Here is a 19,657-nt window from a genome sequence, read left to right as displayed (position 1 = left end):
AGGAAACTGCCGCTCTTTGTTTTTTTACGGAGTTTTATCCAGCCAGTCCGTGACGGCGGTGATTTGATTGGGCGCCATCAGCGAAGGCACATGACCGCAATCGGGAAAGCTGATCACATCCATTTTTTTGCCGCCGCCGCGTTTGCGCATTTTTTCAATGATCTCTTGTGTCAGGAGAAAGGATTGTCCGCCATGCAGCGTCAGCACGGGGCATTTGATATGATCCCAGAACGGCCACAGGTCAAGCTCGCCGATCGGCTGGGTTTCAAAAATCACCGCGATTTTCGGATCATAGGCATAGGTCACGCCACCGCCCTCCAATGGGCGTGCATTATGCTGCGCCATATGCCGCCATTGTTCATCCGTAATCGGTCCCCATGACAAGCCGCGGGTTTCGCGCATGCGCTGCTGGAGCGCGGCAATATCGTCAAAGCGGTAGCTTCTGGAAATTACATCATAAATGAAATCCAGTGCAGGCTGCGGCACTTCCGGCCCGACATCATTTAAAATCAGCCGCCCGATCGGCGAAAAGGGAATACCGGCAAGGCGCATACCCAGCAAGCCGCCCAGCGACACGCCCAGCCAGTCAACGCTGCCCGGCTTGTTCACACCCAGATGCGCCAGCAATCCGGCAAGGTCATGGCAATATTGCGCGTAATTGTAATCCAGCGGGTTTTTGAGAAAATCACTGCGTCCGCGCCCCGGCAGATCAATGGCGATAACGCGGTAGCCTTTTTCGACCAAGGCAGGGGCAATGTAATCGAAATCAAAGCCGTTTCCCGTCAGCCCGTGCACGCAGATCATCAGCCGCCCGTCTTTCGCGCCCCAGTCGCTATAGACGAGTTTATGAAATCCGGCGCTGTCCAGCCCGTAGAAATATCCTTCGCTGTAAGACATGAGAGAAGTTTAGAAACAGGGCGGGGCGGTGGCAAGGATTAAAAATCCAGTTCCTGCCCGAACATGATGCGGTGACCGTCAATGGTGCGCAGGGCAAATTCGCGCATGCCCCAGTCTTCATCGCGCAGCGGTTTCAGAATCTCGCCGCCTGCGGATTTGACGGTTTCGAAATAGGCATCAATATCATCCAGCTCAAAATAGGCGAAATAGGAATGGTCGCCCAGCGCGCCCGCAGGGGTGGCGTCGGGGCATTCACCCGCCATGATGCAGCAATTGTCTTTGACAAAAAAACGCCAGCCGGGGTCGCCGATCTCCCGCACCTCAAAGCCCAGAATATTTTGGTAATATTCCGCGGAAGCCTCAAGGTCGAGGACGGCAATCACATATTTGGTGGATTTGATCATGGTGTGTCAGCTTTGAGAAAAAAATGGTCGGGGCGAGAGGATTCGAACCTCCGGCCTCTGCCTCCCGAAGGCAGCGCGCTACCAGACTGCGCCACGCCCCGACTCTTTATAATGAAAGCATCGGTAATATAATTGATAAGAAAGGCTTTGTCATTGAAAAAATTTGCGCGAATTTCGCGTTCAGCATAAAATAATTCCTGTGATGACAGAAAAAGAGACAGACAAAGCGGAGAAACCATCCCAAAGCGCGCGAACAGAGAGCAGCAGCGCGGTTGCGGAAGGTTTTGCCTATAAATTCCGCACAGCATGGATGTGGGGTATTTTTGCCTATTGCCTGTATTATTTCTTCAATCATCCGCCGGTAGAGCTGGGCTATACCGGCTATTTCACGATCATTACGGCTTTGCTGTTTTGCTTCCCGCCCGTACACCGCATTTTTCTGCGCTACGACAAGCCTGTCTCCGATACGGTGACGCGTAGCCTGATCGTGCTGGCCCTGCTGATTTATTATACTTATCTTCTGGAAGCCGTACCAAAGCCGGAAACGGGTATGGATGCGCCGCCGGTTCTTGAACAGGTGGTGGAAGAGGAATAATCAGCGGCGGCGGATATTGCGTGTGTTGCCGGTGATAAAGGGATGCGGTACATCCTTCCCCTGCTTTTTCAGCCAGTCATAGGCCGCCATAATTTCACCGCGATTATTGCGGAAATCATCAAACATCAAAGGATGCGCAGGGTGTTTATCGACAGTCTGGGTCACCGTGCGGGCGGCAAAGTCAAAAATCTTGCACAGCTCTCCCAGTTTTTCCGCCTGTCCTTCAAATTTGACAACGACATTGTCATTCAGAATCTGGTAGGGGTCGGCGAGGCGTCTTTCTTTGCTTTCCGTTCGAAAGGCGACCAATAATTCCATATGCCGCAGCTTTTCCTCTTCGGGCAGGGTGGTGTAGTCTGCGCCATATTCCAGCAACAGCCGTAGAATATCGGTGTGCCCGTTTTGTGCGGCGCATCTGATCGGCACGGGACCAAGCGGGTCGGCACCGTTTTCCAGCAGGCATTTGGCAGCGTCAAAATTGCCGTTATTACAGGCCCATTGCAGGGCGGAATCACCCTGATAATGAATATCCGCGTCTTTTTCCAGCGCCGTGAGAATGCCTTCGACATCGCCGATTTTGGCATATCTGACCAGATTCAGAGTCCAAAAGGATTGTTGATCCATTGTTTCTGCCGCTTTCGTGTTTGAAAGCGTCCTGTTTTTTAAAGATTTTTAAACTGTCCTGTTGAGGGCAGTATATGAAAAAAATTATAAGGGAATGCAATAAAAAACCGGATTAACGGTTGTGTCTGACTTTGCGCTGTACAGCGGTGAAGGGGGCGGGAGGGTTTTTATCTTGGGATTTCAGCCAATCATAGGCGTCCATAATTTCGTCACGGTTGTCACGGAACTGCGAAAACAGCAGCGGTGTTGCCGGGGTTTTACCGACCATCTGTGTGACGGTACGGGCGGAGAAATCAAAAATTTTATGCAGATCGCCGATCTCGCGGATGCGGCCTTCAAATTTCAGTACGGTATGGTCGTTGAAAAGCTGATAGGGATTTTTCAACCGTTCTTCAACCTGCGCCAGTTTGCTTTCTTCTAAAGCTCCGGCATATTTGACCTGCATGGCCGTGCTGAGTGTGGAGAATGCCGCTCCGCGCTCCAGCAGCAACAGAACAATGCTATAGCGTCCCTGTTCTGCGGCATGTTTGAGTGGCTTGCCGCCATCGGCGTGCGGATCGGCGCCGTTATCCAGCAGAAATTCCGCCGCCTCACGATGACCGTTATAGCAGACCCATTGCAGGGCGCTGTCATGATCGTGGTGAATCTCCGCACCGTTATCCAGAGCGTCCTGCATAAGTGCGATATTGCCGATTTGCGCGGCTTCGCGTAAATGCTCATTCACGGTTTTTTGCAATTCGGACATAAAAATACTCCATTCACAACGATGCGAATGGAGTATAGAATATTTGTATTATTATGTCAATTATTGGCGCTGTTATTTCTTCGGGCCGCCGCGCTTTTTCGTCTGTTTGGCAGCAGTTTTCGGCGCCTGATCGTCATTGGCCGTTTTCGGCGCGGGCTTAAAGCTTTCCGTTGCCGTTTTACCCAGATTTTTCTGCGTTTTTGTTTTCGGTGCCGCAGCTTTCGGGGTCGCAGGCGTTGTTGCGGCAGGTTTCTCTTCGGCTTTACCTGAGGTGAGATTGCCGATGGCCTGTTTCAGTTCTACGAAAGGCGTGTAGAAGAGGGCTTTGGCCGAACTTCCCGCAAGAGCGGCTGTCAGCAGCAAAGACATACCGCCGGCTTCTTTCCCGGCTTTCAGGCCTTTGCCGATAATGCGTCCGATCACGGATTGATTGCGATTTTTGGCATAGAATTGCTGTTTCTTAAAGCCGGAAGGTGTCAGGCAACTGCCGACGGCAGCAACGGTTTTTGCGGCGGTGTACAGCAGGCCGAAAGCGGCGGTTGCGGCTGCAGGCAGGACAACGGCCGTGGCAACGCCGCCTGCGACAATCATGCCTGCTGCGGCCAGCGGTGTTGCGGCAACGCCAAGCACAGCTGCTGTGACACCTGTTGCGACGGCACCGACAAGACCGGCTCCGTACGTTATTTTGCGGAAACGGTCTTCCTTGGAAAAGTCAAAACTGATATCACCCATGAGCTGCTCCTTAATTGCATTAATATATTTCCGAAATGACGAGGCACTTTACCACGCCTGATATGAAATGCAAGGGGGGAGAAAGGGAAAATCAGCGCCGCAGATAGCTGCGCAAGGCGGCATGACGGTTAACGCGGTTGCTGGTCTGGGTTTCGTTGCGGGCTTGTTTTTCGGCGGCCTCCTGCGCGGAAAAAGCGGCTTTCGCAGCAACGGCAAGGCTGTTTTTCTGATGGTCAATCATCATATTATTGGCATCCAGCATATCGAACCATGAGGCAACCCCGAAAGCCGTACGGTTTTGCCCGTCTTTCAAGCTCAGATCGGGATCGTGCTGCAACAGCACTTCCAGTGCTTTTGTGCGTCCGCTGATGACCGCCCACATGACAGCGGTGCTGTAGGAATTGTCCTGATGGTCGATGCTCAGTGTTTTCATGTGTTTCAGCAGGATTTCGCAGCATTCGGCATGATCGTGATAGGCGGCGCGCATCAGGGCATTCGCCTTGCTACTGTTCAATGCATCGGCATCACCGTTTTTTTCAATCAGTTTTGTCAGGATTTTGGCTTCGCCGTAACCTGCCGCCAGAAACAGGGGCGTATCGCCGAGACTGTCCGGAATATTGGGATTTGCGCCCTGCGCCAGCAATTCGACAACCATATCATAGTCCCGTTGCTGTACGGCAATATGCAGCGCCGTCAGGTCACCGTCGATCGGGGCATCAATCTGCACGCCAAGTTGCAATGCGGCCTCAACGCCGCTTTTACTGCCGTTTTTTACGGCATCCAAAAAGAACTGGGCGGGATTTTCTCCGGCATTTGTCGGCATTTTACATTGATCCATATATTGGTTTCAGGGAAATACAATATTACATAATGCTGGCGATGTCAAGAATCCGGTTATAATCCATGAGAATCTTAAAAAACTTGGCGGGGGCGGGTGACAGAGGAAAAAGCCTGTGATAGTCTTGGAAAAGGACAAGGAGTTCCGGAACGGTAATCAACGGACACGAAAACAACGGATAAAAGGATATAAAGACAATGGCAACAACGACCTATTCCGATCTTGCTGTAAAGCTTCTGCGCGATGCCGCAGGTTTTTTCCGCAATGTCGGCGAACAGAATGAGCCGCTGAAAGAGCAGATGAACGACAATGCTGATGTTTATGAGCAAGTCGCCGATCTGCTGGAGCAAGATCCCAGCGGTACGCTTGAACTGGAAGAAGATGATGAGGACGAAGACGCCGCAGGTGTCAGCGAAGCCTGATTACTTCTGACAGATCAGAATAAAAAAAGACTGCGGATATGTCCGCAGTCTTTTCTTTTTGTCTTGTTCTATAAATTTAGAGAGTTAATTCTGTAATTTGTTATCCATAAGATTATGCCGCCATTTTGTCGGCTTGCACAGCGAGATCAAGGACATGGTGAACCAAAAAAGCATCTATCAATGATAGCGCATAGTCCTTGCTGATGGGCAGCATATCGTCAGTCAATAGAAGGTTATCAATATAATTTTCTGCGTTCCAAAGTTTGCGTGTTTGTTCCGGGTTGTTCGGTTCCATTCGCCATATGACGGCTTCAAAAACTCTGTTGGCTGCTTCGATGAATTCTGCACGATTTGCCTGGTCTAAGGGAAGAGAGGTAATTTGCGGAGCTGTGCTGATCGTGGGTGTTTGCTGTGGTGTCTCGGCTACACGGTGTCGGTTTTTCTTCAGGCGATAGTCTCCAAAAGGGTTGTGATGCCCATCCACATTAATAAAGACTTGTTTCAAGATTTCTATTTCATCCGTAGTGCTGAGAGTAATGCTGTTATCGAATTCTACGTTGGCAATATACATCTGCCAGTCTTCTAAGGAAATTTTATGTTGATTGTCCCATAATAGTTTCGTGAGCTCTAATTCTACATCTGAGGCTTTCACTAAATGTGTCCATTTGTCAAATCCGAGCATAAGTGCAAAGAGATGCTGTGCTTTCATTAGACTGAAATTTTCTTCATCCCAATCATATTTTAAGGAAATGCGCTCTATATCGAAATATTGGGGGGTGTATTTGTAGTAGGAGCGGCCATTCACCTCATCAATATAAGGTGTTTGGGTTTTATAATCTTTGAAAAGATTTTTTGCTTGGAGTTTGAAAAAGTTTATAGGTGTCATGATAACATATCCTTATGTTACTCAAGCCGATTATCTGAATATTTTAGCGTTCGTAAACTTTGATCAGATAACAAACTTGATAAGGTTACATTATCTATTGATATTGGCCGATGAAATCTTTGCACGAACGAGCAGGCTTGCCAACAAGCACAGCCGCATCATAGCATAAGAGGCTATCATGTCAACTTCTGAGGAGATAAACGCGGTAACTTAACTTGCAAGAGCGGTTTCTATGGCGTGGATGGCGTCATCGGCTTTACCGCCATCCGGACCGCCGGCTTGCGCCATATCGGGGCGGCCACCGCCGCCTTTGCCGCCGACGGCTTCCGCGCCGATGCGGACAAGTTCCACGGCATTCTGTTTTCCGGTCAAATCATCGGTGACACCGACGACCAGCGAGGCGCGGCCTTCATTGACGGCGATCAGCGCGATGACGCCTGTGCCGAGTTGCTTTTTCAGGGCATCCGCCATCGGTTTCAACTCTTTCGGCGGCACATCCTGCAAGACGCGTGCGGCAAAGGGAATGCCGTTCACATCTTTGGTTGCGGAAGCGCCGCTATTTGCTGCGCCGCCGTCGCCGATGGTGGCGAGTTTTTGACGCATATCGGAGACGTCACGCTCCAGCTTTTTACGTTCTGCCAGCAAGGTTTCGATACGTGCCGGAATTTCGGCAGGGGAGGCTTTCAGATTTTGCGCGACCTGCTGCAATGTTGCAGCTTGCTGCGTCAGATAAGCAAAGGCACCGCGGCCTGTCACAGCCTCGATCCGGCGTACCCCTGCGGAAACCGCACTTTCAGCGGTGATTTTCAAAAGCCCGATATCGCCCGTGCGCCGCACATGCGTGCCGCCGCAGAGCTCCATCGAATAGGCTTTGGACGGATGGTCGGGGTCTGTGCCGCCCATGGCCAGTACGCGGACCTCGTCATCATATTTTTCACCGAACATGGCGATGGCGCCTGCCTCACGTGCCTCGTCAATCGGCAGCAGACGTGTCGTGACTTCGCTATTGGCGCGAATGCGGTCATTGACCTCGGCCTCGATCACGGCAATCTGCTCATCCGTTAAGGCAACAGGCTGGCTGATGTCAAAACGCAGCTTTTCATTATCAACAAGCGAACCTTTCTGCGCGACATGCGTGCCCAGATGGCGGCGCAATGCGGCATGGAGAAGATGGGTGGCCGAGTGATTGGCGCGGATATCGCGGCGGCGCTGCGCGTCAATTGTCAGTGTTGCATTTTCGCCTGTTTTGACTGTGCCCGTTTTGACGATTCCAAGATGCGCGAAAATTGCACCAAGTTTTTTCTGCGTATCGCTAACGGCGATTTCCGCACCGCTTGCGGTTTTAATGACACCGGTATCGCCGACCTGACCGCCGGATTCACCGTAAAACGGCGTTTGATTTACAATGACGAAAATCTCGTCACCGGTTTTGGCGCTGTCAACGCGTTTGCCGGTTTTGGCATCGACCAGAGCGGTAATCCGGCCTTCGGCTTCTTCGCAGTCATAGCCGAGGAATTCCGTTGCGCCGCTTTCTTCACGGATTTCAAACCATAGCTCTTCCGTTGCGGCTTCGCCGGAGCCTTTCCATGATTTGCGGGCGGCTTCGCGCTGTTTTTCCATCGCGGTTTCGAAACCTTCACTATCAACGGCGCGGTTTTGTTCACGGCGCAGTACATCTTCGGTCAAATCCAGCGGAAATCCGAATGTGTCATAGAGTTTAAACGCAACATCACCGGGCAGTGCTTCACCTTCGCCCAGTTTCGCGGTTTCGGCCTCCAGCAGGGACAAGCCTTTTTCCAGCGTGTTTTTAAATCGCTGTTCTTCAAGGCGCAGTGTCTCGGTAATGAGTTCCTGCGCTTCCTTTAATTCGGGATAGGTATCGCCCATCTCGGAGACCAGTGTTGGCACAAGGCGGTGCATCAACGGATCATCCGCCCCCAGCAGATGCGCGTGACGCATACCGCGGCGCATAATACGGCGCAGGACATAGCCGCGACCTTCATTGGAGGGCAAAACGCCTTCCGCCACCAGAAAAGAGGAGGCGCGCAAATGGTCGGCGATAACGCGGTGCGAAACGGCATGGTCGCCGTCCTCGGCTTGCCCCGTCAGATTAACGGAGGCCGCAATCAGGTTTTTGAACAGATCAATCTGGTAATTATCATGCGTGCCTTGCATAACGGCGGCCATGCGTTCCAGCCCCATGCCGGTATCAATCGACGGGTTGGGCAGGTCTTCGCGCTGCGAGGGCGTAATCTGGTCATATTGCATAAAGACCAGATTCCAGATTTCAACGAAACGGTCACCGTCTTCCTCCGGCGTGCCGGGCGGACCGCCAAAAAGATGGTCGCCGTGATCATAGAAAATCTCGGTGCTGGGGCCGCAAGGGCCGGTATCGCCTGCCGACCAGAAATTATCCTTGGTAGCGATGCGGATGATTTTATCTTCGGAGAAACCCGCGATTTTCTTCCAGAGGTCAAAAGCCTCATCATCGGTATGATAGACGGTAACGGTTAGACGGTCTTTCGGCAAGCCGAATTCCTTATGGACAAGGTTCCAAGCATGTTCGATCGCCCCTTCCTTGAAATAGTCGCCAAAGGAGAAATTGCCCATCATTTCAAAAAACGTATGGTGGCGCGAGGTATAACCGACATTTTCAAGGTCATTATGCTTACCGCCCGCGCGCAGGCATTTTTGCGCCGTTGATGCGGTGGAATAGGGGCGTTTGTCCTGTCCGGTAAAGACGTTTTTAAACTGCACCATCCCGGCGGATGTGAACATCAGAGTCGGGTCGTTGCGCGGAATCAAAGGGCTGGACGGCACGATTTCATGCCCGGCCTTTTTGAAATAGTCCAGAAAATGTTTGCGGATATCGTTTGTCGTTTTCATTTTTTACCGTCCATACCTATCTAGAAAGCGTTCTAACACTAGGAAATATAGCACAGTTACCTCAATCAGCAAGAGCGTATTGACTTGTATTTCGTAAACATGTTATTGCTACCGCTCGGCATGAAAGGTGAATAAAGCCATGACCGGAAAATTACGCATGATTCTGGCGCTTGGCGCCGTTATAAGCATTTTGACAATTCATTTGAATATTCAGGAAGGATACGCAATGCCCCGCGATTCAAGACAAGGACAACCGCAACATGAGGCCGGCCGCCAATATAAGCCGGAAGTCAACACGCTGAACAAGTTGGCGCTGGTTTTTGCAAAAGCCGCCGCAAAACATCAGGATGACAAATCCGACAATCTCGTTTTGTCGTCCTATAACGCAACGACGGCTTTATCAATGCTGTCCAAAGCTGCCAATGGTCAGACCAAGGAAGAGCTGGCGCAAACGCTGTTCGGCACCGATGCCGCTGCGATGGACGCTGAAATTGACAAACTGGCTGCGCTAAACACGGAAATTCTGGATGCGAATAAAGAGCAAGTGACGCTGAAAACCGCAAACGGTATCTGGACGAATGATGACATTCTGACATTGAACGGCAATTACGCTGCCGATCTGAAAAACATCTTCGATGCGGAAATCAACGGCGAGCGTTTTTCCGACCCCACGGTTCCGGCGAAAATCAACAAATGGGCATCCGATAACACCAATGGTTTGATCGACAATATCGTTGAGAAACTGACAAAAGATGATTACGCCATCCTGGCCTCCGCCCTTTACTTTAAAGGTGACTGGACGAAGAAATTCGACAAGGCACTGACCGAAGATCGCGGCTTTACAACGGATGACGGTGCAATCTCGGATACGCCGATGATGCAGCAAAACTTCAGCGAAAAAGGCGACATCACCTATCTTGACGGCGGCGATTACGAAGCCGTTGCCATGACTTATGGTGAGCAGGACTATAAGGAAGGCAAAGAGCCGACCATGCGTCTGGTGCTGATGCGCCCGAAAGATGACAGCAATGCCGCACGCGACTGGCTGTCCGATCAGGCCGATGGCCAGGTTCCGGCATGGACCGACCCGAATGCGTTTGAACGCGTGATCGGTCAGGTCGAGCTGCCGCATATGGATATCAAGCAAAAACATGATCTGATCCCCGTTCTGAAAGAAATGGGCATCAACACGGTGTTTGACGAAGACCGTGCGGATCTGAAAGCCATGATTGAAGAAAAGAATGAACAGCTGGCCGTGAACAAAGTCACGCATGATGTTGTGTTCAAAACCGATGAGGAAGGCAGTGAAGCCGCCGCCGTGACGACAATCGGCGTGATCCGCGCGACATCCATCCAGATGCCGCCGAAACGGATTGACATCAAATTTGACCGTTCTTTTGCCTTCGCATTGCAAGACATCAAAACAGGTACGGTTCTGTTTGCCGGTGCGGTAAACAAACCGAATAACGATATGAAGCCGAAAGCGGCTGCAAAAGGCCCGAAACGTTAAGACAAGAGGCCTGACCTATAATTCCCGGGCTGCGGCATTGCCGCGGCCCTTTTTTTGTCTGAAATTAGTTTTTTCGGCGGGAAATTGTACGGGAAGGGCGGGTTTTTAGCGGGTATTTCAGTGCCGTACTGAAAGTGCTTTCATCGATTTTTTTGCCTGTTTTCAGGAATTCCTCTTTGGCCTCCAGCAGTAAACCGTAATCGACGGACGGATCGCAAAAAGCATTTTCCTGATGGCTTTGCAGTTTGTCTGCCGTGTTGCTGACAACCGTCATCACATTCATGGCGCGGAAATTGAAGGTGCGGGTGACGCTTAAATCACCGTCCAGACTGAAATGCTGGATTTTTTCATCGGACAAAACCCGCCATTTGCGGGCGGCCTTCAACAACAAGCCGATACGGCTGTGGCCTTCTTTTTCAGCAAGATCGGCGGCATTGCGGCCTTTTTTATCACGCAGATATTGATCCGCGCCCTGTTCAAGAAGCGTTTCGACGATTTTACTGTGCCCTTTATAGGAGGCGGAAATCAAGGGTGTCCAGCCGTCATTCTCATCACGCGTGTTCAGATCGGCACCTTGTTGAATTAAAAACACCACCAGATCATCATGACCGTGATAGGCAGCGGCGACCAGCGGTGTCCAGTATTTGGAATCGCAATCATCCGGGCTGCATCCTTCCTCCTGAATATAACGGCGGACAAGCTCCAGATTGCCGTTTTTACAGGCTTCGGTATAAGCATTATCGGCCATTTTTGGCCTCGCGGCGGGAGATATTGTGCAAACGGCGGCCATGACGTGAATTGATCAGCGCATCATTGACGGCGCGGTCATCAAGTGTACCGCCACGCTCCAGCAGTTCTACCTTGGCTTCCCGTAGAAGTTCAAGATCAACGGCAGGGTTGGAGAAATGCATTTCGCTATGGCTCATCGTTTTATGGTCACGGTCTTGTATAACCGTCATCACATTCATGGATTTAAAATTGAAAATGCGGGTGACTTCAAACAGCGGTTCGATACTGTGGTTCTGGATACGGTGCGGCCCAAGCTTTTGCCAGCGCAGGCTTTCATTCAAAGCCATGACGACGAGGCGTTTGTTCTTTTCCGCCGCATAGGCTTCCGGTGTTTTTCCTTTTGTGGTGATGAGCGGATTGGCGCCGTTGTCCAGCAGATATTCCACGACCTCCAGATTGTCATGATCCGAAGAAATTGCGCCCCAAAGGGGCGTCCACTGGTCGCCGGATCGCAGATTGGGATCCGCATCATGTTCGATAAGAAAGCGGACCATCTCCATATATCCGCGGCTGGCGGCTTTGATCAGCGGTGTCCAGCCGTCATTGGCGTAATTGACGGGGGCGTTATGGTTCAACACAAGGTCGCGCACGCCGTCTAAATCGCCGTTCTCCACAGTATTTATGAGTTTTTCGCCCAAACTGGATGACATTCCGCTGCCTCTTTGGTAAAGAATGGTAAGCGAAATTTGTAGCATATTTTGCATAATGTGTCAATAAAGTAGATAAGGCGGCGCGGCGATGGATTGGTTTACAGGGATTGCGACATATTTGCTGATCTGGTGGGTGATGCTCTTCACCGTTCTGCCGCTGGGCGCACACACGCCGGATACGCCGGAACACGGGCATGACCGCGGCGCACCTGCTGTTCCGAATTTGAAACGCAAATTTATTCTGACAACGGGGCTGGCCTTTGTCGTTTGGGCCGTTCTGTATGCGGTCATTGAAATTTTCGACCTGTCTTTTTTGGAGATGTTCGGATGATCAAATATTACATGTTGTATCCGCTGGCTGTTGTGATGTTTATGATGCTGTGTCTGAAGGTTCTGGCGGGAGAACCGGAGACGGTGAAAGCAACGGAGCCGAACGATCTGCAAGCCTTCTGCCGTTTCTACATTGTCCATGAACCGGCAGCGGATGTGCCCTATCAGCCGGGCGTTGATGTGCATGGCAGACCTGTTGTCGGTGCGGATGTCGATCCGTCTGCGGCGGTGCTGGATGTGCCGATGGAATTTGCGCTGAGCATTGATCTGGCCGATTATCTTGGTATTGCCAGACCGCAGGGAGTGCAAATGGAAACCAAACCCATTCCGATGCGCATTGAAGACGGGCGCGTGCTGGTGAACGGGCAGGCGCTTTCCGGCGAAGGGCAGGAAATGCTGCGGGCATTCTGCGCGGAAAAGCGGGAAAAAACGCTGGATAACAGCACCGGCAGCGCGTATAAAGATATACATAAATAAAAACCGAAAAGGGTAACAGACATGACAGCACAAACGGCGCAAAAGCAAGGCAGCCAGAAGAAAGTTAAAACTGCCGTCACCCCGACGCGGGAGGAAAACTTCCCCGAATGGTATCAGAATGTCATCAAAGCGGCGGATATGGCTGAAAATGCGCCGGTGCGCGGCTGTATGATTATCAAACCTTATGGTTATGCGGTGTGGGAGCTGTTCCAGCGCGAACTGGATGACCGCATCAAGAATGAAGGCGTAAAAAATGCCTATTTCCCGCTGCTGATTCCGCTGAGCTATATCGCGAAAGAGGCGGAGCATATTGACGGTTTTGCCAAGGAATGCGCGGTCGTGACCCATCACCGTCTGGAAGCCGCGCCCGATGGTAAGGGGCTTGTCCCCGCCGGCGAACTGGCGGAGCCGATGATTATCCGCCCGACCTCGGAAACCATTATCGGTGAAACCATTGCCAAATGGGTCAATTCCTATCGCGACCTGCCGCTGAAACTGAACCAATGGGCGAATGTGATGCGCTGGGAAATGCGTCCGCGTCTGTTCCTGCGCACGGCGGAATTCCTGTGGCAGGAAGGGCATAATGCCTTTGCGACAGCTGAGGAAGCCAATGCCGATGCCCGCCGTATGCTGGAAGTCTATGCCGAATTTTCCCGTAATGTCATGGCAATTCCCGTCTTTGAAGGCGAGAAAACGCCGGAGGAACGCTTCCCCGGCGCATCGGCGACCTATACGATCGAGGCTGTGCTGCAAGACGGCAAGGCGCTGCAAAGCGGTACCTCGCATGATCTGGGGCAAACATTCTCCCGCTCCGCCAATATCCGCTATCAATCAGCCGAAGGCGGGGAGGAATTTGCATGGACGACCTCATGGGGCATGTCTTCACGCATGATCGGCGGATTGATTATGACCCATGGCGATGATGACGGTATGCGCATGCCGCCGAAAGTCGCGCCGCATCATGTCATTATTATTCCGATTATCCATGATGATGCCGACCGCGCCAAAATTCTGGATTATGCGGAAACATTGGCGCGCCGTTTGAAAAATCAAAGCATTCGCGTTGATCTGGATGCCAGCGACAAAAAAACACCGGACAAATTATGGGGTTCTATCAAACAGGGTGTGCCCGTGCGTGTTGAAATCGGCCGCCGCGAAATGGAAGAGGGCAATATCACCCATACCCGCCGCGATATCGGACGTGACAGCAAAACCACGGAAAGCGTCGATGCCTTCTGCAACAAAATCACAACTATTCTGGACGAGATGCAGACCGGCATGTATCAGCAGGCACTGAAACGCACGGAAAGCATGGTACATGACGTGAAAACGCTGGACGAGGCGCATCAGTTCTTTGCCGCCAAAGACAGCATCGGTCAGGTGCGCTTTGATGCCGCCTTCCTGCAGGAAGAGGCGTTTGAAAAACTGATGCAGGAATTTTCCGTCACGCCGCGCTGTCTGCCCTTCGCAGATGACGGCAAAAAAGTTATCGTCGGTAAAGCTTATTGACATAATATATATGTTTGCGGTAAGATGCAGACTATGACAGCATCAAAAAAACCGACATCGTTGAAAAAATACGGCGTTCCCGTTGTGGAGGGGCTGCTGGAGGCTTTTTGCGAGCAGGGCATGACACATTCCATCTGGGCTGTTTATGATACAACATATGAGCGGCCGGACGGGCAGCGCAGTATGGACGGGCTGATTGCGCTGGAAAAGGGCGATATGCTGACGGTTTTCAACGATGCGTCCAGAAAAGAGGTTCTGTGGCAGGGCGAAATCGCGTTTGACCATACAACGCTGAACGGGGCGGGAATTCAGAAGGGCTTTGAAGAACAGGGCGACTGGATTCGTATGTTTATGCGTGAATATCCCGCCGAGCTGGTGCGCGCCGCGGATGTCCCCAAACTGGAGGAAGCACGGCAAACCGCCGATAACCGCCATCAAACCTTGCGCCAATATCTGAAACGCGGGCGCGGATAATCTCCCCCGCATCTCCTTGACAAAAAGCCATGCCTGCGCCAATGTGGGGCACTTAATTGAACCCGTTTTTGGAGCAGTTTTCCACGATGCCGCAGGCTTTTGAAAAAATGGTCGCCATGCGCTATTTCAGCGCCCGCCGCCGCGAGCGTATGATCTCGGTGACAGCGGTTTTCTCGTTGCTGGGTATTATGATCGGCGTTGCCGCGCTGATTGTCGTGATGTCGGTGATGAACGGCTTTCGCGAGGATCTGGTGACCCGTATTCTGGGGCTGAACGGCCATATGATGGTGCATGATGCGCAGTATCGCGGGTTATCGGATTATGATGCCTTGCAGAAAGCGCTGGAAACGGGTGTTGAAGGTATTACCAGTGTGATGCCGGTGATTGAGGGGCAGGCATTGATGAGTGTCGGTCAAGGCAACAGTGCGGCCAGCGGTGTGGTTGTGCGCGGTATTCTGCCGGCTGATTTTGCCCGCAAGCCGATCCTGTCGGACGGTATTCTGGTACAGGATGATACCTTGCCTTTCGGTGAGGATAAAATTGCCATCGGGAAAGTTATGGCGGACCGTTTTGCACTCGGCATTGGTAGTGATATCCGTCTTGTCGCACCGCAAGGGCGTGCCAGCCCGTTCGGGACCATTCCGACGGCGCGGAAATTCACGATTGGTACGATTTTTGATGTCGGCATGTATGAATATAACGCCAATTTTGTCTTTATGCCGCTTGAAATCGCGCAGAAATTCTACCGCCGCGGCGACAGCGTTTCCGGGCTGGAAGTGATGACAACCGATGCAACGGATATAGATACGATCCGTGCGGCGGCAGAACGTGTTGCGCAACCGCTGGACGCAAGGATAAGCGACTGGCGCGATAATAATGCCAGCTTCTATACAGCGCTGAAGGTCGAACGCAATGTGATGTTCCTGATTTTGACGCTGATTATTCTGGTCGCGGCCTTTAATATTATTTCCAGTCTGATCATGCTGGTAAAGGAAAAGGGGCGTGATATTGCGATTTTGCGCACAATGGGTGCAACGCGCGGCATGATTATCCGGGTCTTTTTTTATACCGGCGCGGCAGTCGGCGTGCTGGGAACGGTTCTGGGCGCAACGCTGGGGATTTTGATTGCCGCAAATATTGAATCGATCCGCAAATGGCTGGAGGGTTTCACGGGCACCGAGCTGTTTGCCGATGAAATCTATTTCCTGTCGCAATTGCCCTCGAAAATAGAGCGGGGGGAAATTGTCGCGATTGTGCTGATGGCACTGGTTTTGTCGCTGGCGGCGACGATTTATCCGGCATGGAAAGCCGCACGGCTTGACCCTGTGGAGGCGCTGCGCCATGAGTAAAGCCATTCTGTCTTTGAAAAATATTACCAAAAGCTTTGTGCAGGGCGGTCGTACGCTGGAGATTCTGGCCGGTGCCGATCTGGAGATTAAAGCGGGAGAAAGCGTTGCGCTGGTTGCACCCAGCGGTGCGGGGAAATCGACCCTGTTACAGATTGCCGGCATTCTTGACCGTCCGACATCCGGCGAGATTTATATGGACGGTATGGCTGTGCAACATGCGGATGATGAAACCCGCACACGCCTGCGCCGTGAAAAAATCGGCTTTATTTATCAATTCCATTATCTGCTGTCGGATTTCACCGCGCAGGAAAATTTGATATTGCCGCAGCTGATTGCCGGTGTACCGAAAGCGGATGCGCGGCAGAATGCCGATGATCTTTTGAAAATGGTCAAAATCGCCGAACGCGGCGGGCATTATCCGTCGGAAATGTCGGGCGGGGAACAGCAGCGTGTTGCGATTGCGCGGGCGCTGGCCAATAATCCGGTGCTGCTGCTGGCGGATGAGCCGACTGGGAATCTGGACCCGAAAACGGCGGGAGAAGTCTTTGCCTTGCTGAAGCGCATGGTGTCGGAATTGCAGCTGGCGGCGCTGATCGTCACCCATAATATGGAGCTGGCGCAGAAAACCGACCGTATCCTGACCCTGAAAGACGGGAAAATCATTCCTTACGATAAAACATCCCTGGAAGACGCGGCTTAAGTCAATTACCGGCCATGGCGGCGGTCAAGATGCCGTTTTTGGGTCTGATTACCCTGCCGCAAAGCGACATAGCGTGCGGCATGCTGTACAAGATGTTCCTGAACAGTGCCGATCGTATCGTCATTGGTAAAGTTTTTCGCGCTGACCGTGCCGAGTTTTACCCCGTATTCGCCTGTAAACCCGCCGAACAATGTGACCGGAAAGCTCAGCGTTTCACCGATTTTGGCCGTGCCCTGATAAAGCGGTTTGCCGTAAACGCCGCCCAGATCATGCATCACGTTATTTTTTTCCGTACCAACGGGATGCAAATCAACCGTTAAGGGGATATCTTGCCCGGACAGAACCGTGCGCACATTATCCATGGCGGCAAAAAACATTTTCAAGGCTTTCTGCGATGCGCTGCTTTCCTGCGCTTGAATATGGGTCTCAAAAATTTGCGACAGAGACTTTTTGTCATGCATGGCTGATTGGTACTCCCCAAGGTTAAATGGTGTTGTTATAACTTTTGTTATAATTACAATAGCAGAAAATATATTGATATGTCAAATAAAAAGCCGTTCCCCATACAAAAGAAAGCTGTTTTTCTTTTGCAGCGCTTTGTGTAGGATGAAGACGGATTTTTTACAAGATTGACGGAGGAATCAATGGCAAAGACGATCAGAATTTTTACGGCGGCACTGTTTTTAGTGTCCGTTTTATCCATCAGCGGCTGCAATACGATGCAGGGCGTTGGCGAAGACTTTAAGGCTGCGGGCGAGGCGATTTCCGGCTCTGCCGCCGATAATAAAGGTTATTGATCATCCGTGCCGCATCCCCGCGTGACGAAGACATAGCTGCAACAATAAGAATAATAAAGGATCGGCAATGAAGATCGGTATCCTGTCGCGCGATGCGTCCATCTATTCCACCAAACGTCTGCTTGACGTCGCCCGTGCGCGCGGCCACAAGGTACGCGTGATTGATGTGCTTAGCTGTTTCATGAATATCAATCCGAACCAGCCGGATGTGCATTTCCGTGACGAGATACTGGAATTTGATGCGGTTATTCCGCGTATCGGCAATTCCGTCACTTTTTACGGCACGGCTGTGGTGCGCCAGTTCGAGATGGACGGTGTTCACAGCCTGAACGGATCGCTGGCAATTGTTCGCGCCCGTGACAAGTTGCGTGCCCATCAGGTGCTGGCGCGGAAGGGGCTGGGAATGCCCTCGACCAGTTTTGCGCATTCCACCCATAATACCGGTGATTTGATCAGTCTTGTCGGCGGTGCGCCGCTGATTGTCAAGCTGTTGAACAGCACGCAGGGGAAAGGCGTTATTCTGGCGGAAACCAAGAAAGCGGCGGAAAGCGTGATTGAGGCCTTTCGCGGTCTGGATGCGCATTTTCTGGTGCAGGAATTTATCAAAGAGGCAGGCGGGGCGGATATTCGCTGTTTTGTCGTCGGCGAGAAGGTTGTGGCAACGATGATGCGCAAGGCTGCAGAGGGAGATTTCCGTTCCAACCTGCACAGCGGCGGCAGCGCTGAAAAGGTCAAGATCACACCGGCGGAGCGCAAATTGGCGGTTGCCGCGACCAAAGCGATGGGGCTGCAGGTCGCAGGGGTTGATATTGTGCGCTCTGACCGCGGGCCGCTGATTCTGGAAGTGAATAGCTCTCCCGGATTGCAGGGCATTGAGACAACGACAGGAAAAGATGTTGCGTCGCTGATGATTGAACATCTTGAAATCATGGCGGCCTCCAAGAAGAAATCACGCTTGAACAAAGGCTGACGGCAGATATCAATGGGCGAGAATCTGATCATTGCAGGAGAAACAATCGCACCGGGGCAGCGGATGCGGGTTAATCTGCATGTCGCGCGGCTGTATGACTTCACTGAAATGAATGTGCCGATTGAAGTTGTCCGCGGCAAGAAAGACGGGCCGCGCCTGTTTGTCTGCGCCGCCATTCACGGAAATGAAATCAACGGTGTCGATATTATACGGCGGTTGCTGGGGCATAAGGCGCTTGGCAAGATTAAAGGAACGCTGATTGCCGTGCCGATTGTCAATGTGTTCGGCTTTAACACCAAGTCCCGCTATTTGCCCGATGGCCGTGATTTGAATCGCTATTTCCCCGGCAGCGGTGACGGATCATTGGCGGCACAATTGGCGCATATTTTCACCACCGAGATTCTTGAAAAATGCACACATGGGATTGATCTGCATACGGCGGGATTCAGCCGCGCCAATCTGCCGCATATCCGCGCCAATCTCGATGATCCGGCGGTGCTGGAGATGGCGCATGCTTTCAAAGTGCCGGTGTTGATTAATGCCAATTTCGTTGATGGTTCTTTGCGTGAAGCAGCGGATGAGCGCGGCATTCCGCTGGTATTGTTTGAGGGCGGCGAAGCGCTGAAATTCAATGAACAGGTCATACGCTGCGGCTTGCAGGGTGTTTTGTCGGTGATGCGGCAGATCGGCATGTTGCCGCGTACGCGTAAGAAAACGCCGGCTGAGAAAGAGGATGAAAAGAAAAAGACGGTATTCGTGGCGCGGTCGCGGCACTGGGTGCGGGCCCCCCATAGCGGCATTCTGCAAGCGGAAACGCATTTGGGGGCAAGAGTCAAAAAGAACCAGCTGCTGGGGCTTATCTCCGACCCGTTCGGCGGGGATGTTTTCGAAATCCGTGCCCGCAAGACGGGGATTGTCGTCGGTCTGGCAACGCTGCCGCTGGTCAATGCGGGAGATGCGGCTTTTCACATCGCGACCTTTGAGGATTCCGGCGCTGTTGAAGAACAGGTCGAGTTATTTGAAGGGAAAGTCGGCAGCGATAAAAGCGGCCGTTTCCTAAACTAGATTTCAGG

General features: G+C 52.0%; 23 protein-coding genes and 1 tRNA gene. 12 read left to right on the top strand and 12 right to left on the bottom strand.

Translation table 11 applies throughout. The annotated features are described in order from the left end of the window. Positions 1 to 24: 24 nt before the first annotated feature. The 3 genes from HND56_07260 to HND56_07250 all read right to left on the bottom strand — a co-directional run bounded on the left by HND56_07260 (position 25) and on the right by HND56_07250 (position 1,402). Positions 25 to 897, bottom strand: coding sequence for an alpha/beta hydrolase (locus tag HND56_07260; GenBank protein ID QKK05492.1), 873 nt, complete (start codon positions 895 to 897; stop codon positions 25 to 27). Positions 898 to 935: 38 nt separating this feature from the next. Beyond that, complete coding sequence (locus tag HND56_07255) at positions 936 to 1,301, bottom strand: bleomycin resistance protein (protein QKK05491.1); 366 nt, start codon at positions 1,299 to 1,301, stop codon at positions 936 to 938. A 24-nt stretch (positions 1,302 to 1,325) separates the two neighbouring features. Continuing rightward, a tRNA-Pro gene (locus HND56_07250) sits at positions 1,326 to 1,402 on the bottom strand. Positions 1,403 to 1,503: 101 nt separating this feature from the next. On the opposite strand from HND56_07250, the gene HND56_07245 reads away from it, so the two are divergent. After that, positions 1,504 to 1,896, top strand: coding sequence for a hypothetical protein (locus HND56_07245; GenBank protein ID QKK05490.1), 393 nt, complete (start codon positions 1,504 to 1,506; stop codon positions 1,894 to 1,896). On the opposite strand, the gene HND56_07240 is transcribed toward HND56_07245, so the two are convergent. The 4 genes from HND56_07240 to HND56_07225 all read right to left on the bottom strand — a co-directional run bounded on the left by HND56_07240 (position 1,897) and on the right by HND56_07225 (position 4,835). After that, entirely contained in the window at positions 1,897 to 2,520 is a 624-nt protein-coding gene (locus tag HND56_07240) for an ankyrin repeat domain-containing protein (GenBank protein QKK05489.1), read from the bottom strand. 112 nt (positions 2,521 to 2,632) lie between these two features. Next, positions 2,633 to 3,265: an ankyrin repeat domain-containing protein gene (locus HND56_07235; protein QKK05488.1), complete on the bottom strand. Its 633-nt coding sequence runs from the start codon at positions 3,263 to 3,265 to the stop codon at positions 2,633 to 2,635. Positions 3,266 to 3,337: 72 nt separating this feature from the next. Further along, positions 3,338 to 3,997 (bottom strand): hypothetical protein, encoded by a 660-nt coding sequence (locus HND56_07230; GenBank protein QKK05487.1) that lies wholly within the window; start codon positions 3,995 to 3,997, stop codon positions 3,338 to 3,340. A 91-nt stretch (positions 3,998 to 4,088) separates the two neighbouring features. Next, positions 4,089 to 4,835 carry an ankyrin repeat domain-containing protein gene (locus tag HND56_07225; protein ID QKK05486.1) on the bottom strand — a complete coding sequence of 249 codons (747 nt, stop codon included), beginning with the start codon at positions 4,833 to 4,835 and terminating at the stop codon, positions 4,089 to 4,091. 197 nt (positions 4,836 to 5,032) lie between these two features. Between HND56_07225 and HND56_07220 the strand changes: the two genes are divergently transcribed. Next, positions 5,033 to 5,257 carry a hypothetical protein gene (locus HND56_07220; GenBank protein ID QKK05485.1) on the top strand — a complete coding sequence of 75 codons (225 nt, stop codon included), beginning with the start codon at positions 5,033 to 5,035 and terminating at the stop codon, positions 5,255 to 5,257. Positions 5,258 to 5,369: 112 nt separating this feature from the next. Here the strand turns inward: HND56_07220 and HND56_07215 are convergent, their stop codons facing one another. Together HND56_07215 and alaS are read right to left on the bottom strand one after the other, a co-directional pair. Next, a complete protein-coding gene (locus tag HND56_07215) occupies positions 5,370 to 6,143 on the bottom strand; it encodes a hypothetical protein (protein QKK05484.1) in 774 nt (257 codons plus the stop codon). 210 nt (positions 6,144 to 6,353) lie between these two features. Then, positions 6,354 to 9,029: an alanine--tRNA ligase gene (alaS, locus tag HND56_07210; protein ID QKK05483.1), complete on the bottom strand. Its 2,676-nt coding sequence runs from the start codon at positions 9,027 to 9,029 to the stop codon at positions 6,354 to 6,356. A gap of 139 nt (positions 9,030 to 9,168) precedes the next feature. Between alaS and HND56_07205 the strand changes: the two genes are divergently transcribed. Then, on the top strand, positions 9,169 to 10,539 hold the full coding sequence (locus HND56_07205) for a hypothetical protein (protein QKK05482.1): 1,371 nt from the start codon (positions 9,169 to 9,171) through the stop codon (positions 10,537 to 10,539). Between the two features lie 64 nt (positions 10,540 to 10,603). On the opposite strand, the gene HND56_07200 is transcribed toward HND56_07205, so the two are convergent. After that, positions 10,604 to 11,287: an ankyrin repeat domain-containing protein gene (locus HND56_07200; GenBank protein ID QKK05481.1), complete on the bottom strand. Its 684-nt coding sequence runs from the start codon at positions 11,285 to 11,287 to the stop codon at positions 10,604 to 10,606. Continuing rightward, a complete protein-coding gene (locus HND56_07195; GenBank protein ID QKK05480.1) occupies positions 11,277 to 11,978 on the bottom strand; it encodes an ankyrin repeat domain-containing protein in 702 nt (233 codons plus the stop codon). Before HND56_07195 ends, HND56_07200 begins: the two co-directional genes overlap by 11 nt. An 88-nt stretch (positions 11,979 to 12,066) precedes the next feature. Here HND56_07195 and HND56_07190 point away from each other — a divergent pair, with 88 nt between their 5' ends. The 6 genes from HND56_07190 to HND56_07165 all read left to right on the top strand — a co-directional run bounded on the left by HND56_07190 (position 12,067) and on the right by HND56_07165 (position 16,817). Then, positions 12,067 to 12,309: a DUF1467 family protein gene (locus tag HND56_07190; GenBank protein ID QKK05479.1), complete on the top strand. Its 243-nt coding sequence runs from the start codon at positions 12,067 to 12,069 to the stop codon at positions 12,307 to 12,309. After that, positions 12,306 to 12,785: a hypothetical protein gene (locus tag HND56_07185; protein QKK04154.1), complete on the top strand. Its 480-nt coding sequence runs from the start codon at positions 12,306 to 12,308 to the stop codon at positions 12,783 to 12,785. Before HND56_07190 ends, HND56_07185 begins: the two co-directional genes overlap by 4 nt. A gap of 21 nt (positions 12,786 to 12,806) precedes the next feature. Continuing rightward, the gene (locus HND56_07180; GenBank protein QKK05478.1) at positions 12,807 to 14,294 is read left to right on the top strand and encodes a proline--tRNA ligase; all 1,488 of its coding nucleotides are present in this window, start codon (positions 12,807 to 12,809) and stop codon (positions 14,292 to 14,294) included. A gap of 33 nt (positions 14,295 to 14,327) precedes the next feature. Next, positions 14,328 to 14,768 carry a hypothetical protein gene (locus HND56_07175; protein QKK05477.1) on the top strand — a complete coding sequence of 147 codons (441 nt, stop codon included), beginning with the start codon at positions 14,328 to 14,330 and terminating at the stop codon, positions 14,766 to 14,768. Positions 14,769 to 14,854: 86 nt separating this feature from the next. Next, positions 14,855 to 16,117, top strand: coding sequence for a lipoprotein-releasing ABC transporter permease subunit (locus tag HND56_07170; GenBank protein QKK06591.1), 1,263 nt, complete (start codon positions 14,855 to 14,857; stop codon positions 16,115 to 16,117). Then, a complete protein-coding gene (locus HND56_07165; protein ID QKK05476.1) occupies positions 16,110 to 16,817 on the top strand; it encodes an ABC transporter ATP-binding protein in 708 nt (235 codons plus the stop codon). The genes HND56_07170 and HND56_07165 overlap by 8 nt, the downstream gene beginning before the upstream one ends. Before the next feature lie 5 nt (positions 16,818 to 16,822). On the opposite strand, the gene HND56_07160 is transcribed toward HND56_07165, so the two are convergent. Further along, positions 16,823 to 17,278: a hypothetical protein gene (locus tag HND56_07160; protein ID QKK05475.1), complete on the bottom strand. Its 456-nt coding sequence runs from the start codon at positions 17,276 to 17,278 to the stop codon at positions 16,823 to 16,825. Between the two features lie 183 nt (positions 17,279 to 17,461). Here HND56_07160 and HND56_07155 point away from each other — a divergent pair, with 183 nt between their 5' ends. From HND56_07155 to HND56_07145, 3 genes are all read left to right on the top strand, one after another. Beyond that, positions 17,462 to 17,614 carry an entericidin A/B family lipoprotein gene (locus HND56_07155; GenBank protein ID QKK05474.1) on the top strand — a complete coding sequence of 51 codons (153 nt, stop codon included), beginning with the start codon at positions 17,462 to 17,464 and terminating at the stop codon, positions 17,612 to 17,614. A gap of 67 nt (positions 17,615 to 17,681) precedes the next feature. Then, on the top strand, positions 17,682 to 18,584 hold the full coding sequence (gene rimK / locus HND56_07150; GenBank protein QKK05473.1) for a 30S ribosomal protein S6--L-glutamate ligase: 903 nt from the start codon (positions 17,682 to 17,684) through the stop codon (positions 18,582 to 18,584). Positions 18,585 to 18,596: 12 nt separating this feature from the next. Then, positions 18,597 to 19,649 (top strand): succinylglutamate desuccinylase/aspartoacylase family protein, encoded by a 1,053-nt coding sequence (locus HND56_07145; protein ID QKK05472.1) that lies wholly within the window; start codon positions 18,597 to 18,599, stop codon positions 19,647 to 19,649. Positions 19,650 to 19,657 lie beyond the last annotated feature (8 nt).

Source organism: Pseudomonadota bacterium (assembly GCA_013285465.1).
Taxonomy (GTDB): Bacteria; Pseudomonadota; Alphaproteobacteria; order Micavibrionales; family CSBR16-224; genus CSBR16-224.
This window is presented reverse-complemented; position numbering and strand designations above follow the sequence as displayed.

Bases quoted from the DNA above. Each gene is read 5' to 3' on its own strand.
- HND56_07260 (QKK05492.1), bottom strand. From the start codon at position 897: ATGTCTTACAGCGAAGGATATTTCTACGGGCTGGACAGCGCCGGATTT.
- HND56_07255 (QKK05491.1), bottom strand. From the start codon at position 1,301: ATGATCAAATCCACCAAATATGTGATTGCCGTCCTCGACCTTGAGGCT.
- HND56_07245 (QKK05490.1), top strand. From the start codon at position 1,504: ATGACAGAAAAAGAGACAGACAAAGCGGAGAAACCATCCCAAAGCGCG.
- HND56_07240 (QKK05489.1), bottom strand. From the start codon at position 2,520: ATGGATCAACAATCCTTTTGGACTCTGAATCTGGTCAGATATGCCAAA.
- HND56_07235 (QKK05488.1), bottom strand. From the start codon at position 3,265: ATGTCCGAATTGCAAAAAACCGTGAATGAGCATTTACGCGAAGCCGCG.
- HND56_07230 (QKK05487.1), bottom strand. From the start codon at position 3,997: ATGGGTGATATCAGTTTTGACTTTTCCAAGGAAGACCGTTTCCGCAAA.
- HND56_07225 (QKK05486.1), bottom strand. From the start codon at position 4,835: ATGGATCAATGTAAAATGCCGACAAATGCCGGAGAAAATCCCGCCCAG.
- HND56_07220 (QKK05485.1), top strand. From the start codon at position 5,033: ATGGCAACAACGACCTATTCCGATCTTGCTGTAAAGCTTCTGCGCGAT.
- HND56_07215 (QKK05484.1), bottom strand. From the start codon at position 6,143: ATGACACCTATAAACTTTTTCAAACTCCAAGCAAAAAATCTTTTCAAA.
- alaS (QKK05483.1), bottom strand. From the start codon at position 9,029: ATGAAAACGACAAACGATATCCGCAAACATTTTCTGGACTATTTCAAA.
- HND56_07205 (QKK05482.1), top strand. From the start codon at position 9,169: ATGACCGGAAAATTACGCATGATTCTGGCGCTTGGCGCCGTTATAAGC.
- HND56_07200 (QKK05481.1), bottom strand. From the start codon at position 11,287: ATGGCCGATAATGCTTATACCGAAGCCTGTAAAAACGGCAATCTGGAG.
- HND56_07195 (QKK05480.1), bottom strand. From the start codon at position 11,978: ATGTCATCCAGTTTGGGCGAAAAACTCATAAATACTGTGGAGAACGGC.
- HND56_07190 (QKK05479.1), top strand. From the start codon at position 12,067: ATGGATTGGTTTACAGGGATTGCGACATATTTGCTGATCTGGTGGGTG.
- HND56_07185 (QKK04154.1), top strand. From the start codon at position 12,306: ATGATCAAATATTACATGTTGTATCCGCTGGCTGTTGTGATGTTTATG.
- HND56_07180 (QKK05478.1), top strand. From the start codon at position 12,807: ATGACAGCACAAACGGCGCAAAAGCAAGGCAGCCAGAAGAAAGTTAAA.
- HND56_07175 (QKK05477.1), top strand. From the start codon at position 14,328: ATGACAGCATCAAAAAAACCGACATCGTTGAAAAAATACGGCGTTCCC.
- HND56_07170 (QKK06591.1), top strand. From the start codon at position 14,855: ATGCCGCAGGCTTTTGAAAAAATGGTCGCCATGCGCTATTTCAGCGCC.
- HND56_07165 (QKK05476.1), top strand. From the start codon at position 16,110: ATGAGTAAAGCCATTCTGTCTTTGAAAAATATTACCAAAAGCTTTGTG.
- HND56_07160 (QKK05475.1), bottom strand. From the start codon at position 17,278: ATGCATGACAAAAAGTCTCTGTCGCAAATTTTTGAGACCCATATTCAA.
- HND56_07155 (QKK05474.1), top strand. From the start codon at position 17,462: ATGGCAAAGACGATCAGAATTTTTACGGCGGCACTGTTTTTAGTGTCC.
- rimK (QKK05473.1), top strand. From the start codon at position 17,682: ATGAAGATCGGTATCCTGTCGCGCGATGCGTCCATCTATTCCACCAAA.
- HND56_07145 (QKK05472.1), top strand. From the start codon at position 18,597: ATGGGCGAGAATCTGATCATTGCAGGAGAAACAATCGCACCGGGGCAG.